This is a genomic window from Methylomonas lenta, assembly GCF_001644015.1.
Lineage (GTDB): Bacteria > Pseudomonadota > Gammaproteobacteria > Methylococcales > Methylomonadaceae > Methylomonas > Methylomonas lenta.
The window spans coordinates 63,359-77,989 of the sequence record NZ_LUUI01000095.1 but is presented as its reverse complement, the minus strand read 5'-3'; the positions used below and the strand labels follow the sequence as shown (position 1 = coordinate 77,989).

Below are 14,631 nucleotides of genomic sequence, written 5' to 3'. Positions count from 1 at the left end.
TGAAAATCATCGGCCCTTAATTTTATCCGGCCGACCATCTTTTTCTCATGACCGAATCCCAAAAAATCGATCCTGCCAAAATTCGCAGCTACATTCGCCGCCAAGGCCGCGCTACCGCCGGCCAAAAACTTGCGATGGAAAGCTACTGGGATAAGTATTGTTTATCCCCGGAACAAGATTTTGACGCGGAGCAAAGCTTTGGTCGACAGGCGCCACTGATAGTCGAAATAGGCTTTGGTAATGGTGACAGCCTGGCCCACATGGCCGCAGCCAACCCGGATTTCAATTATTTAGGGATAGAAGTACACCGCCCCGGTGTTGGTCATTTGATGTTGCTGCTTGAGCAACGCGGCATCAGCAATGTACGTATTTACCACCACGATGCGATAGAAATTTTAGAACAAAAAATCGTCGACAACAGCGTCGCCGGTGTACATTTGTTTTTCCCAGACCCCTGGCACAAACGTCGCCATCACAAACGACGTATCGTGCGCCCCAGCTTTCTTGAGTTACTTCAAAAAAAATTAGTCACCGGCGGTTATTTTCATGCAGCCACCGACTGGAAGGATTATGCCAAAAATATGCTGGCAACTTTATCCACCGATGTTTCCTTAAAAAACAGCAGTCCTGCAGGTGACTATTGTCCACGCCCCGACTATCGGCCAATGACCAAGTTCGAGAACCGCGGCTTGAACTTAGGCCACGGCGTGTGGGATTTAATATTTACCAAGCTATAAAGCACCCTATGGTGATTCCCTACTGCACGCGAATTCCGATACAAACCCAGCCAGATTTTGAACGCCTGGGTTCGGCCAAAACCGGCCACTGAGGACGCTGGCGAAATTTTCCGTCTCTAAGCTCAGCGAATGGCAGCTTTTCGGCAAGCAACCTTGAGTCGTGTTTGGCTCGACCCTGCCAATTACTGCCGCCGGGCATACGCCGATCACTGACTTCTAACTGGCTTATTACGGCCGCTAACGCAAAAATCCAATTAATAATAAGGCAGTCCCTTTTAAATATCGGCGTTGCTGATTAGGAATATTGCCTAAGCTAAGATGCGACTCGAACGCCTGATTCTGGGATGCGTAACCGTCAAAATGACAACACCTAATTTCACCTGTTGGGATGATATACGGAAAGGAAAACCCCTTAGTGTTCATGAATTTATAGTTGCAACCCAGGTTTCGTGGTAGATATACTGTTAACAGCTTATGAACTTGTTAGGCTTCAGTAATCCAAGCAAATTTTTAGGGCTTGGGAAAGAGAAAATCCTTTATCAACATCTAGCGAGGTCTATGTGAAATTTAATCATTGCATCAACTTGACGGTATTGGCGGTCGCTAGCTTGCTCACGGTAAACCCGGCCTCGGCCCTGGTGGTCGATTCGGGGGTCGATACTACGGTCGTGACCTACGTTTTTGGGGCGGGAAGCACCGCGACCTATCATCCAAGTTCACTTATTATCATCGGAGACCCGTCGGGCCAGGGGAATCCGCAAGAGGAGACGCGGAATATCTCCGGTGGCTTCGAAGTGGAGTTTTCCCACTATTGGTGGCAATACACCTTGGGGGACTCGGCGGGTTCGACGGCCATAACCGATCAGTACTGGCTAAGGCTGGCAAACCCAGTCGTGGCGGGAGTCTCCGACTGGGCTGGCTTTGCCTTGTTCGGCTCGCAGATGCAGAGCATTGGGAATGACTATTCCAACTTGTACGGGGATTCGGGGGCTTGCTTCTCTCCCAGAGGGCCAGATACCTATTGCACTGGCTTTAACAACGGAGCGTTGTCTCAAATCTCCGGGGGCTTAGTCAACGGGTTGTTGACCTTGGACGGCACCATTCCGCTCGACAGTTTCGGCGGTTCCTATTACGCCTATCATCTGGAGGCCTCACCGGTTCCCATTCCTGCAGCTGCGGTACTTTATGGATCGGCGCTCGCAGGGCTAGCTCTCTTGCGCCGGTTCCTGCCGACGTAAGGCCCTAAAGTAGCAAAAGTCTAATAACTGGGGTCAGCGTAAACTTAAATTCGTCTAACTCAACGCTCAAGCGGAGCTGCGCAAAAAGCCCGCTTAGCTTTGCGTTGAATGGCAACTCATTGGATCCCTGCAGACATTGAGCGCCAAGCTCCGAATGTCAACTAAGGGTCGCTATGTTAATCTACACATAGCGACCCAAAGCAGTCAGTGAGCCATTTATTTTGTTGTGTATCTTCAAATATTATATATTATCAATATTTCCAGTGTCAGTTAGTTTAATACGAAATTTATTTATAGAGATATTTAATGCCAATTTTCAAGTTAAAAAACGAAATTGATAATATTGAGAGTGCGATACTCGTTCCCGCAGCAAAAACTACTTTGGAAATGGAAGCTCATCTTGAATGCTGGCTTGAAAATAGTCCTTGGGCGATTGCTCAAGAGCCGCTTCTAATTATAGGTCGACAAACTTCCGCTTATCAAGAAGAAGCTAGCACTATATTCCCTGACCTCTTGGGCTTGGATAAAGATGGAAACATAGTAGTTATCGAATTAAAAAAAGGTCGAACGCCAAGGGATGTTGTTGCTCAACTATTGGAATATGCTGCATGGGCAAATGATCTTTCTGATGAAAAAATTAATGATATTTTCACTCATTACAATGGTGCTGAAAATGAAAAATCACTTGAAAAATTATTCATTGAAACATTTGAAACCGATGATTTTCCTTCGCTGAATCAAAGGTTAAGACTATTTATTGCAGCTGAAGAGATAACTCCAACTGTTTCAAAAGTATGTCGATTTTTAAGGCAGGTGCATGGGGTTGATGTGACGTGCTTACAATTTAATGTTTTTCAGACAGAAGCAGGCGATGTATTAGTTAACTCTGAGGCCATCGTTGGGCTTGAGGACATAGTTAACCCAAAAAAGGTAGTTACCCAAAGATGGGGAGGTGAAAAATCAGCAAAACAAATAGTTAGAGAAAATGTTGATGAATTTCTTGGTGGGGATAAAAATAAAGTTTTTACACCAAAGGATATCAACCAACTGATTATAAAAAAATATCCTAGTTTCAATAAAACTACTGTGGGTTGTCAAATTACCTCTGATTCCGTAAATCATACATCAAGACATCATTATCCTGGCGGTGAAGACCTATATTGGTGGTTAGAAAAAGGTAAGTACAGATTGTATAATCCGGAGAAAGATAAAAAAGTCATTTAGTGTATTAATAGCAGTCTGCTATGTCTCCTTGTGGCCGTTATGCAAAGCTTTGCATAACGGCCAATAACAGTCGTAGGGTGAGGCTACGAACCGAACCCTGCTGTGCATGTTGTTTACCGCATATGTGACTTTTCCAGTTATCGCAAGCTTGCGTTAACTGATTGGGTTAAAGATCAACTCTCGATTAGGCCGTAAAGATTGAACATGCGAAACTAACTGAACAGCGATCACCTCGCCCAGCCTAACCGGCACTGCATTACCGATCAGCTTACCGATCTTGTTGAATTTGATTTGTCCGCCTTCTGGCGCGAAAGCGTAATCTCTCGGAAAGGTTTGCAGCATAGCGGCCTCGCGCAACGAAATCGCTCTATCTTGTTCGGGATGTCCGAAACGTCCGTTTCCGTATCCGAAACACTGCGTGGTAATAGTCGGCGCGGCCTTATCCCATTCCATCCTCCCGTAAACGCTTGGATAGGTCGCTCCGGTCGATTTTTTATGGCATGCCGCCAACAAATAGGATGGCCAATCTCGCCACGTGCCGCCCGGTTTGGAAGCTTTGATTCTCTGTAAATTCAACATACTCAGCGATGAAGCGGCATGCAGCGAATCGGCTGGATGACATTCACCAGCGGAAATAGGCGGTAAATCCTTGATTGTTGTTCGTACCGTAGCGCTGTCGCCTTCGTTCGGTAACAACTCCAAATTATCCGAACCGATCTTGGAAGCCAACAAAACCAATCGTTTCCTGGTTTGCGGCACACCGAAAGACGAACAATCGACTATGGACCACCACTTTGCATAACCATGCAGACTATCCAAAAAATCTTGGAACACGGGATGATCGACCAACTGAGGCACGTTTTCCATTGCAATCAACTCCGGCTGAATATCCCTAACCAATCGCCCGAAGTTCAGCACCAAGGGCCATTGCTCTTGGTATTGTTTGTTTCGACCGCTCCGGCTGTAGGTCGAAAATGGCTGACAAGGCGCACAGCCTGTCAATAAACGAAATTCGGCCTTTCCGAACCAATGTTCCACGGTTTCGGATTTTAAGGTAGCGACATCTTGTTCGACGAATTCGGCGTAATTGTTGGCCTCGAATGGAAAACGGCACGCCGGATCAATATCGACGCCGGTGACTACCTCGACTCCACCTTTAGTCAAGCCGTAAGTAAGCCCGCCGACCCCGCAAAATAAATCGACCGCTTTGATTTTAGGTTGGATTGAGTTCTTGTTCTCCAATGGTATTTCCAGGACGTCTATCGGGTGCCAAGTATTCGAAACCTTCGATATAAGCAATGAAATTATCAATAACTTCTCGAAGGTATGCGGTCGTATTATCCTTCAATTTTTGCAAGTCAGACACAGTTACTTCGTTTGCGCATTCGACAAACGAAATTTTGCCATGAGCCAATTTGTTTCGGTATGTCTTCACTGCACTTAATGCGCCCATTCCGTCTCTGTAATGCCTTCTGATACCTTGTTTAACGTCGTCGCTAATGTTTAGATTAAACCCGACACGCAGCGTGGTATTTTCGATATTCGTATCATCCCAGTTACCTCCGCCGCCTTTGGTAATTGACAGTACCGTGATAGGTCTGTTGCTTATAAGATGCTCGCAGAGTTCCATAGCCGCTAGGAACCGGTTATCGGAACTCAGCTCCTTATTGGTTCTGGCCATACCTTTGACCCATTCGGAACGCAAGGACTCGGACAAGTCTTTGGCATACAGAGTGCCGGAATTGGTTGCGGCATTAGTGACAGCTTCGAGGCATCGCGTGATAGTAGATTCGACCAAGTTATAAAGCTGCAAATACACGCTGGAATAAAGTATTTTTTGCTGATCGGTGCTGATCGAATGGTCAACATTTTCCAGTTTCGGGATCCCGCTTCTCGAAGCCTGTTCCAGCGATTGCAAAAACTCTATATACGTCGATACTTCTGCCTGGCGCTCTTCGAACGCTCTGGAAAGTTCGGCAACCATTATTCTGCCCCGAGTAGCTTGTCCTTAACGAATTGCATTCGGCCCAGTAATCGCGCTCTGGCATTCGCTCCGTCAGCACCGGTTATACTTCCGAACTCCTTGCCCAAATGCCAGTCTTCGACATCAATGTCGGTTAGTTCCGGTCTTTCCTGTATCGCCAACCAAGAGCCGAGGGCGATAGCTTCGAACCGCGATCGTGGAGTAGCTTTCGCGGTTTTCGCTTTGGTTCTGCGAAAACCCAACGGAAAGGTTCGCTTAACGAAAGACATCGTTCGATCGAAGCGTTCACGGTAATCTTCCGCAAGCCCTGGTTCGGCGGTAAATCGCTCGTTCATGTGCTTAACGTAATTGAATAAAAACTCGGAGGGTCTGTCCCGGTAATTCTCCAGTCCATCGCTGTAAGCGAAAAATCGCGTCACCAACTCCTCACGTTCGCGCAGATCGATTTTTTCTTTTGGCATCGGTGCCATCTCGACGAAATCGGGATATTTCGCCAATACGATGATAAAGTCCATAAACGGCCCGTTGAGCGCCCCTCGGCGAATTTCCGCTTTATTGGCCGTTTTACTACCGGTATTGATACGCTCGAACAAATCGAATCGTGCTTGTTCGTCGGCGTGTTCATTCAGAATAATGCCGCGTATCGACCGGTTTTTGACTTTTCGCTGCCTAGAGTCCGGCAAATCGGCAAACTTGAATCCGGAAACTGCGGTGAGACTTTCCAACTCGGTCAGTTGAAAATCACCCAGAACGAATTCTTCGATCGTTCTAAGGCGTTGCGACCCGTCCACGATCTCCAGCTTTCCGTCAGGTTGTTCCCAAAAGAACAAAAATGGAATCGGCAGTCCCATCAGTAGGGATTCGATGAATCGGGATTTCCGTTCCGGTTCCCATGTAAATTCACGCTGGTAAGCTGGAACGATGAATTCCTCGTTCCGCGTCTTATTGGCCAGCATCTCCACCGAATACTCCGTCAAATAAAACTCGATTCTTTTCGACTGTTCGGAGATTTGATTTTCCGCCACTTCGGCTTCTGCAAGGCTGGGTATGTGTCTCGTCGTTTTATTCTTCATTGGTTCAATTCGATTTTAAAAAATATTGTATCGATTCGGTTAGCCATCTAGGGAGGACACACATAAGTGTGTTCCTTCCCTACAGTTTAACCCTTTGCAATAATCTCTGGCTCGAATATAGACCAAAGCAGACACTGGAATTTTAAACCAAGTGGCTGTAAAGGGTCGGTTGGGTACAGTGACGAACGGCAGCTTTCGGGAATCGGAATTCAATGTCAGCTTTCCGGCGATGAATCTGATGAGCGGACGGTCAACACCCGACCCTAAGCAGACGCCTACCAAAACCCGCATTGACTGTAGAGAAATAAGGGAGAATATATTCTAATCATAGAACATCAAGATTACATTTAAGTCTCTCCAAGTTGCGTTTGATTTTATTCTACTTAATGTTTAAAAATGTCCTGTATGAAGGGTGGATTGACCAAATGATATTATCAATCCTATTCTCGTTAGAGCGATATAAGTCAGGATCATCAGAAAAATGTGTAAATGTTTTTCCGTCATCATGGACACGAGATATTAATCCGAGCTTATACATAAAGTTTCCTAAATCTTCTGGCTTGCAGTATTTAGAGCCATCTACAGGAGGAATTTCTTCTTTTGAGCGGCCTCTAATAAAGCTTTCTTCAAGAATATTCTCTATATCTGAATACTTAAATTCTTTATCTGCCGCCCTAAAAGCATCAATTAACAACTCTAACTCATCAAACTGATGGTTATGCTCTTTGATAAGATCATCTCTTCGGTTTTTACCAAATTCTTCAAGAATGTAAGTTATATGCTCCAAAGCAATCTTTTGGGTAGTGGGTTTCTGCTTTGCTTTTGATGCCGCCATTCTGCATAACTGGGACATCCATCTTGGCCGTCTATTTGAGAACGCGCTGATTGCCTCAAAAAGCTTAACATCAGGATTTCCCCTCCAGTTAATTGGGGATGAAAATACCAAGTCAAGTAATTTGTTGTAGTCGCTTTTTATTGTGAATTTGGCTTGATACGAGTCAGGATATGTCCTGTTAACATAGGCAAGAATTTTTTTTGCCAAAATGTCTCTCATGTGCCGTTTTGACCAAAAAATGTGAATAATATATTGTTCCAGCTTATCAAGATCCTCCATGTGCCTTAGACAAGACCAAACATCGCTTCTGACTGTCGCTCTAATATTTAAATTGCCAAAATCAAATGCTAAAGCTCTAATTGCACTAAAAAATGACCCAACTCTAGCTTGATATTTTTCATTGTTTTGAAATTTTGCATCAATATCATCAATTAGTAACCAAACTTTTGAGTCTGAGTTATTGCTTAAGTAGTTGTTCAAAAGCGACTCCAGATTGTTTGGGATTGAGCTTTTGGGCTCAGCCTCAATCAAAGGAATTTTTCCTTTAATCCTTGAAATTAATCCACCAATAATATTTTTGCTTTTCATCCCTTCAAGCTCTGCTATTTCAATAATAGAAATTTCATCGCTAGTGAACGCAAATCCAATCTTAGAGCCAATTTCAAGGATTATCTTTTTACAAATTATTTGCTTCCAATAATTTTCTAAATAAGCCTGATCCTTGTCAGCAAAATCTCCTAGTCCAAGCAAATCATTTCCTTTTGCTCGAACTATAATAGGCGACATATAATCTGCTTCTTTTTTTAGCTTATATTCCAATCTAGATAAGAGTGCAGATTTTCCCATTCCCTTTCGTGCGCTAACAATGCTTAATCGCTCATTTTTATTAAAAAAATCATTAAAATCCTCATGATCTATATAATATGAATTTAGTACATCAATGTCTTCATCCTCCCCAGCTTCGTTGCCAAAGAGTTTTTTATCTTTTAAATCTATAAAAACCATAAATTATCTTGCTTAAATTAAGTTGGTATATTGATATAAAGTGATCAGAAGTGAAGAGACTCACTTATACATTTCTTATTATTGTAAATCATAGGCAATATTTATGTCTGCAAATGGCCGATACCCAGGTGTTCAAAATCTGGCCGGGTTTGTAACGGAATCGGTGGAAGTTTTTAAATCGGAATTCGCATGCAGTAAGGGCCGTAGGATGTGGTAAACAACGTGCACCGCATCGTTCGCGATTGGTGCGGTTCGTAAACTCACTACACCCTACGCCTGCTTTGGTGAGGACATTTGCCATTGGCACTTTTGTTTCGTCTGGCGGCTTGTGGCCGATTGTGTGAGACCACGAAAGGCTGCTTCGTAGAAGCGAAATCCTAAAATCGATACTTGGGCATGCGGCCGCTTTGGAGATAGATGTATGGCGGGTTAGGGTCGATTGCGACAATTCGCCACTTCCAAAACCAGCCATTCACTACTGGCGTAATCGTATCGGAACAAGTGGCGGATTTGGGGTTGAAAACGCATGGCACAAACTCACTGCGGCATATCACAGTCTGCAATTCAAAAATCAATGTCAAATAACCTAGTTTTATTTATGCATCGCCAGTAATCCGCTACGTCACCTCAAAACTCTACGACATTTTATTTTCGGAGCGTTTTTTGCATGACACAACGTTTATTTCGTAAACGGGGGTCGCGAAATGCAGAATTCAGCCGTATGGCGTATCAACAACGATGAATTACCGTGGCATGTTTTGCCAGAAGACAATAGTCAAATCCAAACCTTGCCTAATACGGTAGGCCGCTGCCATTCAAAACTTTTCAAAATTGAGCCCGATTTAAGTTTAATAGAAACCCATTTCAGTCCTAACCGGAATCTAGCGGTAATTAGCCGAATGACCGAACCAGCGCCGCGTATGGTTTTAACGCTGAGCTTGACGGGGCATTCCATCTTCAATGCTAGCCAGGGCAACCAGATCAACTTCAAGTTCGGTCACAGCACAATCACCACCATCAATGCCAGCGATGGCATTAGGCAGTATCAAAGCAATCAGGCCGTGAGCCAATTGCGATTTTCGATGACCCAAACCTGGTTGGAGCGACATTTCGGAGAAGGTGCTTTCTCAGCGTTTTTTAAACACACTAACCTGCAGGTCATTAGTTATCAGCCAAGTTCAACAGTAAGTGTGATTGCCGCACATAGCTTGTTAAACCATACTGTGGCGGTGAAAGCTCAAGCATTGTTTAGACGCGGCCAAGTAATGACAATATTAGCCTGCGAGTTAGAGCACTTACTGGGAGAAGACAGACAGCCATCCGGGCAACTCACACAAACCGATAAACGGATTACCGAATGGGCGCGGGCGATTCTATCTGCAGAATTTAAAAACCCACCCAGCGTAGAAATGCTTAGCAAGCGAGTTGGCACCAATCAGTTCAAGTTAAAAAAACTATTCCACCGCTGTTTTAACACTACCCCATACGGCATGTTACTAGACATCAGAATGGAAAAGGCCTACCAGCTACTGGCATCCAGTCGTTGCCCGGTCAATATTGTGGCCGAGGCCGTCGGCTACCAACACGCAAGCAATTTCAGCGCGGCCTTCATAAAGTATTACGGCGTTTCGCCCAAGCATATTTCCCGGGAAAGCTAAGACGGACATTAGTCAGTGGCAAGACTTCTCACGGGTTCTTAGTGAACCCGGTGGTGAAATGATTCTTCTAGAATTATCATCTTTAACGGATAACTTTTCGTGGAAGCGAAAGAAATCGGTCAATTCAGACTAAAATAGCAGGCTTTTGTACGTGGGACCCGATTTGTCCCGTCGCCCTTTCTCAGGAAGCCACACGCTTGAATTCGTTACGTCAACTTATATCCCAAACTGCAATTTATGGTCTGAGTAGCATTGTCGGCCGCTTTTTGAATTATTTGCTAGTACCACTTTACACTTACACTTTTAGTGCCGGCGAATATGGCGTGGTATCTGAATTTTATGCTTATGCCGGCTTTTTTGCGGTACTTTTAATATTTGGCTTGGAAACAGGCTATTTCCGCTTTCGGCAAAAGCCTGAGTATGCCACCGAGGCTGTTTACAGCAGTGGGCTAAGCTTTTTAATGCTAATTAATCTGCTGTTTGTAGCAGCAATTTTTTATTGGCAACAGCCTTTAGCCGCAGCATTGCATTACCCCGATCACCCTGAATACCTGTTGTGGTTTGCCTGTATTCTGGCCCTTGACGCAATGACTGCCCTGCCTTTCGCTCGCTTACGTGCAGAAAATCAAGCTTGGCGTTTTGCCGGTATCCGCTTGACAGAGATTTTTATCACCATTGCTTTAAATCTGTTTTTCCTGCTGCTTTGCCCAAAACTAATGGCGTTATATCCCGATTCGATTATCGCGGATATTTATGATCCTAACTTGGGCGTCGGTTACATCTTTTTATCTAATCTTGCCGCTAGCGTCTGCAAGTTACTATTATTGCTGCCACAGTTTCGAGCCGTGTCGCTAGAGCTTAATCTGACTATCCTGGGACCGATGTGGCGGTATTCGCTGCCAATGGTGATTATTGGTTTTGCCGGCATGACCAACGAAATGCTGGATAGAGCTATTTTAAAAGTCATGCTGCCTTACGATTTGCCCACTAACATGAAAATGCTGGGCATTTACGGTGCCTGCTACAAATTATCCATATTGATGAGCTTATTCGTACAGGCATTTCGTTATGCCGGTGAGCCGTTTTTCTTTTCCTATGCCGGTCGCGCCGATGCCAAACGCGCCTATGCACTGGTCATGCAGTATTTTGTGATCGCTGGCGTGTTCATTTTCTTGCTGGTAATGTTGTACATTGATTTGTTTAAGTATTTCATCGGCGAAGAGTTTCGTGCCGGGTTAAGCGTGGTTCCGATTTTATTACTCGCCAACCTTTGCTTGGGCATCTATGTCAATTTATCCGTTTGGTACAAACTAAGCGATCGCACAGGGCTCGGCGCCTGGGTATCTCTAGCGGGTGCTGCTATTACGGTAGTCTTGAACATATACTGGATACCGTTATGGGGCTATGTCGGTTCGGCCTGGGCAACTTTGGCCTGTTATGGATTTATGGTCGTTTTATCCTGGTTACTGGGGCAGCGTTATTACCCTGTCAGCTACCCATTGGGTAAAATATTCGCCTACATCGGCCTGGGATTAGCGCTGTATTTTGGAAATCAGTATCTATTACAAAACTATCAATGGAATGTTTGGCTCAGCGGAACCTTGGGGTTATTGCTATATATGCTGGCAGTGGCTGTGTTCGATTTGCGTCCACTTTTACGACGGACTAGTAGATAAAGGTTTGTGGCCAATGGCCGCATCCGGCTTGGTTTATAATATTTTTGTGTTTAATGTTTTTCTTTCATACTAATGACCTCCCAACCCAACCCTGAAGACATTGCCGCTTATCTTGCCGAAGACATGGGCAGCGGCGACATTACGGCATCTATCATTCCAGAAACCACTCAAGCATCAGCTCGCGTACTAACACGTGAACCTATGGTGCTATGTGGCCGTGCCTGGTTTGATGCGGTTTTTCAACAATTGAACCAAGACATCATCATAGAGTGGTTTTGCCAAGAAGGCGACGATGTCCCAGCCGACACTTTGCTCTGCCAACTTTACGGGTCCGCCAGAGCCATACTAAGCGGGGAACGAACTGCATTAAACCTGTTACAAACACTATCGGCTACAGCCACAACCGCCCGCCAATACGCTAATGCCCTGATCGGCACGGATTGTAAAATTCTGGATACCCGCAAAACGCTGCCAGGATTAAGATTGGCACAAAAATATGCTGTCAAATGCGGAGGCTGTGTCAATCATCGTATAGGCTTGTTCGATGCGGTTTTGATTAAGGAAAATCACATCATGGCCGCCGGCTCCATCGGTTTAGCCATCAGTAGAGCGAGAGAATTGACTGATCTTTTAGTAGAAATCGAAGTTGAGTCTTTAAGCGAATTTGAACAAGCCTTAGCCGCTAGACCAGATCGCATCATGCTGGACAATTTCTCTATGACCGATCTTAAGCAGGCGGTAAATATGAACCAAGGCGAAGTCGAGCTGGAAGCTTCAGGTAATATTAGCCTGGAAACCCTACGCGCAATTGCCGAAACCGGCATCGATTACATCTCGATAGGCGCCTTGACTAAAAACATACAGGCAATTGACTTATCCATGCGCATAGACCTGAAAAATGCCGCCGATTGATTTAACAGGGGGCAAGGTAGAGCGCCTTGCCCCTTGTTCAGCGATTAACTCTTAACCGAGCTAAAATCAGGTAACGACGTTAAGATTTTCGTTCTCGTAAAGTCGTAATTTTTTCCAGTTAGCAAATTTGCTATCGTCAAAGTTAGCGTCGTGGTCAATAGCCTCCTCATAACAACTACGAAAAAGCCTTGCTGTACGAAACGCATGCAATTCATCGTCTGCGGTAACTGTCTGCACATTGCCAACCTGGAAGGTTTTATTACGCGACTTACCATCCTTAACCCAAAACACCGTATAACACAGATAACTTTTATCTTTACGATGATCAAACTTGATAGTCCTGGACACACCAGTTACACCGGTGGTGGTTTTGTTTTTAGGCGGCTTTAAAAAACGCGTTCTGCTGCCTTTTAACGCCACCAACATTTGATCGCGCCAAGTAATAGCGGCTTTCAAAGACTTAACTTTGCTGCCCCATAATTTATGTGAAAAATAGCGACTGCTCTCTTTGCCTCGCCTAACAATGCGAACCTGAAAACCAAATGAATCGGGTTCTGTAACATGTTTAACTTTTGCCATCTGTCATCAACCTATATTTAACAAAAGCCCACAAGATAATCCTGGTCAAGTCCAACACCGTCCGTTAGTCATGTAAGCGTTGGACTACAAATTAACGTGAATTTATCAGTTGCGCAAGTAAAATTTACCAGGAATGCTAGAGGATTCACGACAAATTTAGTGTAGAATAATAATCAGCCCTTATTAAATAGGCGCAGATACACTCATAACCTTCTGTTTTATAAATAACTTTGGAGTAAAAGCAATGAGCGTTTTAGTAGGCAAGCAAGCACCCGATTTTACAGTACCAGCAGTTTTGGGCGATGGTCAGATTGTGGATTCATTCAGTTTTTCCGGAGCAACTCGCGGCAAATATGCTGTGATTTTCTTTTATCCACTGGATTTCACCTTCGTCTGCCCAAGCGAATTGATTGCCTTCGATCACCGTATCGACGAATTCAAAAGCCGTGGCGTAGAAGTGATTGGTGTCTCGATTGACTCACATTTCACCCACAACGCCTGGCGTAACACCCCTGTTAATCAAGGCGGTATCGGCGCAGTCCGCTACACTTTGGCTGCCGACATCACACATAGCATTTGCCAGGACTATGATGTCGAGTCTTCAATTGGTGTTGCCTTCCGTGGCAGCTTTTTGATCGACAAAAACGGTATGGTTCGCCACCAAGTGGTTAACGACCTGCCTCTGGGTCGCAACATCGACGAAATGCTGCGCATGATAGACGCCCTGCAATTCCACGAAGAGCATGGCGAAGTCTGCCCTGCCGGCTGGAATAAAGGAGACTCCGGTATGAATGCCAGCCCAGCAGGCGTTGCAGAGTATCTGAGCAAAAATGCCGATAAATTGTAATCTTTTGCTGATCTGACTAAAAAGGCGCACTGTGTTTACAGTGCGCCTTTTTTATTGAGACTATTGTCCAAACCACATAATGATTGACTCGCTAGCTTACAGGCTCTTGCCTGCCCAGCGCACTTTCTCGGCCACTTTCTGCAAAGGCTAAAATTTGATCTGCCAACGGCTTATCAAGGCTTAATTCATTCAGTGTTGCCTGCAAATGCTCCATCATCACATCATAGTTATCGTCGTTCGGCTCCAGTTTCAGTAAAAAGTGGTGACATGGGCAAAGCGGCGTTATGACCTGCAGATCGCGACCACCCACCACATCTAGCAAGAACACAAAATCGTTACCGGTAACCAGGCTAGGCTTAGCGTTGCTTCTGGCAAATGCAGCGGTAAAGTATGCCTCCAACGCCTCTGTCAGCGCTTCACCTTTAGCACCGTTAAGCACCAGCTTTACAAAGTCTTTCAGTGGCTTGGTTTGCTCTGATAAAGAATTGTTGTTAAAAAATCGGTTGACTCGATAATCATCCCGCGCCTTTTCGAAGCAGCCATCGATGATTTTATTCAGTAACACCGAGTCTATACTTGGAATTGAAACGGACAGTGAAGATGTGGAATGTATGGCCATCATGATGCTATCTCCATAATTTCTAATTATTGTTCGGGAGCGATTACATTTAATCTAGACTTTCAATCTTATTTTGCAGAAAATCGCCTTATTGAGTGCTTTTGGTCATTCTAAATTCGGCAGCAAAAACCACAGAGATTAATCTGTAAACAGCGACTGCTCTTCGTGTTTTTCGTAAACTCTACGTTGAAATCAGCTTACTAGGATGTTTGATAATGTTCCTGCAGATGTCGTTTTGTCAAAT

13 protein-coding genes are annotated in these 14,631 nt (G+C 44.7%); 7 read left to right on the top strand and 6 right to left on the bottom strand.

The features are described from left to right. Positions 1-47: 47 nt before the first annotated feature. From trmB to A1359_RS08585, 3 genes are all read left to right on the top strand, one after another. Positions 48-737: a tRNA (guanosine(46)-N7)-methyltransferase TrmB gene (trmB, locus tag A1359_RS08600; RefSeq protein ID WP_066981013.1), complete on the top strand. Its 690-nt coding sequence runs from the start codon at positions 48-50 to the stop codon at positions 735-737. Between the two features lie 560 nt (positions 738-1,297). Beyond that, positions 1,298-1,975 (top strand): VPLPA-CTERM sorting domain-containing protein, encoded by a 678-nt coding sequence (locus A1359_RS08590; RefSeq protein ID WP_157200509.1) that lies wholly within the window; start codon positions 1,298-1,300, stop codon positions 1,973-1,975. 306 nt (positions 1,976-2,281) lie between these two features. Then, on the top strand, positions 2,282-3,199 hold the full coding sequence (locus A1359_RS08585; protein ID WP_066981004.1) for a DUF7669 domain-containing protein: 918 nt from the start codon (positions 2,282-2,284) through the stop codon (positions 3,197-3,199). A gap of 153 nt (positions 3,200-3,352) precedes the next feature. Here the strand turns inward: A1359_RS08585 and A1359_RS08580 are convergent, their stop codons facing one another. From A1359_RS08580 to A1359_RS08565, 4 genes are all read right to left on the bottom strand, one after another. Then, positions 3,353-4,441 (bottom strand): DNA cytosine methyltransferase, encoded by a 1,089-nt coding sequence (locus tag A1359_RS08580; protein WP_232322162.1) that lies wholly within the window; start codon positions 4,439-4,441, stop codon positions 3,353-3,355. Further along, positions 4,413-5,183 carry an MAE_28990/MAE_18760 family HEPN-like nuclease gene (locus A1359_RS08575; protein WP_066981001.1) on the bottom strand — a complete coding sequence of 257 codons (771 nt, stop codon included), beginning with the start codon at positions 5,181-5,183 and terminating at the stop codon, positions 4,413-4,415. Before A1359_RS08575 ends, A1359_RS08580 begins: the two co-directional genes overlap by 29 nt. Further along, positions 5,183-6,256, bottom strand: a complete 1,074-nt coding sequence (locus tag A1359_RS08570; protein WP_066980997.1) for a DUF262 domain-containing protein — start codon at positions 6,254-6,256, stop codon at positions 5,183-5,185. Before A1359_RS08570 ends, A1359_RS08575 begins: the two co-directional genes overlap by 1 nt. Before the next feature lie 379 nt (positions 6,257-6,635). Continuing rightward, positions 6,636-8,096 (bottom strand): P-loop ATPase, Sll1717 family, encoded by a 1,461-nt coding sequence (locus A1359_RS08565; RefSeq protein WP_066980995.1) that lies wholly within the window; start codon positions 8,094-8,096, stop codon positions 6,636-6,638. A 704-nt stretch (positions 8,097-8,800) separates the two neighbouring features. Between A1359_RS08565 and A1359_RS08560 the strand changes: the two genes are divergently transcribed. The 3 genes from A1359_RS08560 (at position 8,801) to nadC (ending at position 12,342) form a co-directional block, all read left to right on the top strand. Next, positions 8,801-9,754, top strand: coding sequence for a helix-turn-helix transcriptional regulator (locus A1359_RS08560; RefSeq protein WP_066980992.1), 954 nt, complete (start codon positions 8,801-8,803; stop codon positions 9,752-9,754). Positions 9,755-9,951: 197 nt separating this feature from the next. After that, a complete protein-coding gene (locus tag A1359_RS08555; RefSeq protein WP_066980990.1) occupies positions 9,952-11,430 on the top strand; it encodes a polysaccharide biosynthesis C-terminal domain-containing protein in 1,479 nt (492 codons plus the stop codon). A 72-nt stretch (positions 11,431-11,502) separates the two neighbouring features. Further along, positions 11,503-12,342: a carboxylating nicotinate-nucleotide diphosphorylase gene (gene nadC / locus A1359_RS08550; RefSeq protein WP_066980987.1), complete on the top strand. Its 840-nt coding sequence runs from the start codon at positions 11,503-11,505 to the stop codon at positions 12,340-12,342. 66 nt (positions 12,343-12,408) lie between these two features. Here the strand turns inward: nadC and A1359_RS08545 are convergent, their stop codons facing one another. Beyond that, positions 12,409-12,921: a hypothetical protein gene (locus A1359_RS08545; protein ID WP_066980984.1), complete on the bottom strand. Its 513-nt coding sequence runs from the start codon at positions 12,919-12,921 to the stop codon at positions 12,409-12,411. A gap of 244 nt (positions 12,922-13,165) precedes the next feature. On the opposite strand from A1359_RS08545, the gene A1359_RS08540 reads away from it, so the two are divergent. Next, positions 13,166-13,768, top strand: coding sequence for a peroxiredoxin (locus A1359_RS08540; protein ID WP_066980981.1), 603 nt, complete (start codon positions 13,166-13,168; stop codon positions 13,766-13,768). A 91-nt stretch (positions 13,769-13,859) separates the two neighbouring features. On the opposite strand, the gene A1359_RS08535 is transcribed toward A1359_RS08540, so the two are convergent. Further along, positions 13,860-14,390 carry a globin family protein gene (locus A1359_RS08535; RefSeq protein ID WP_083960559.1) on the bottom strand — a complete coding sequence of 177 codons (531 nt, stop codon included), beginning with the start codon at positions 14,388-14,390 and terminating at the stop codon, positions 13,860-13,862. Positions 14,391-14,631 lie beyond the last annotated feature (241 nt).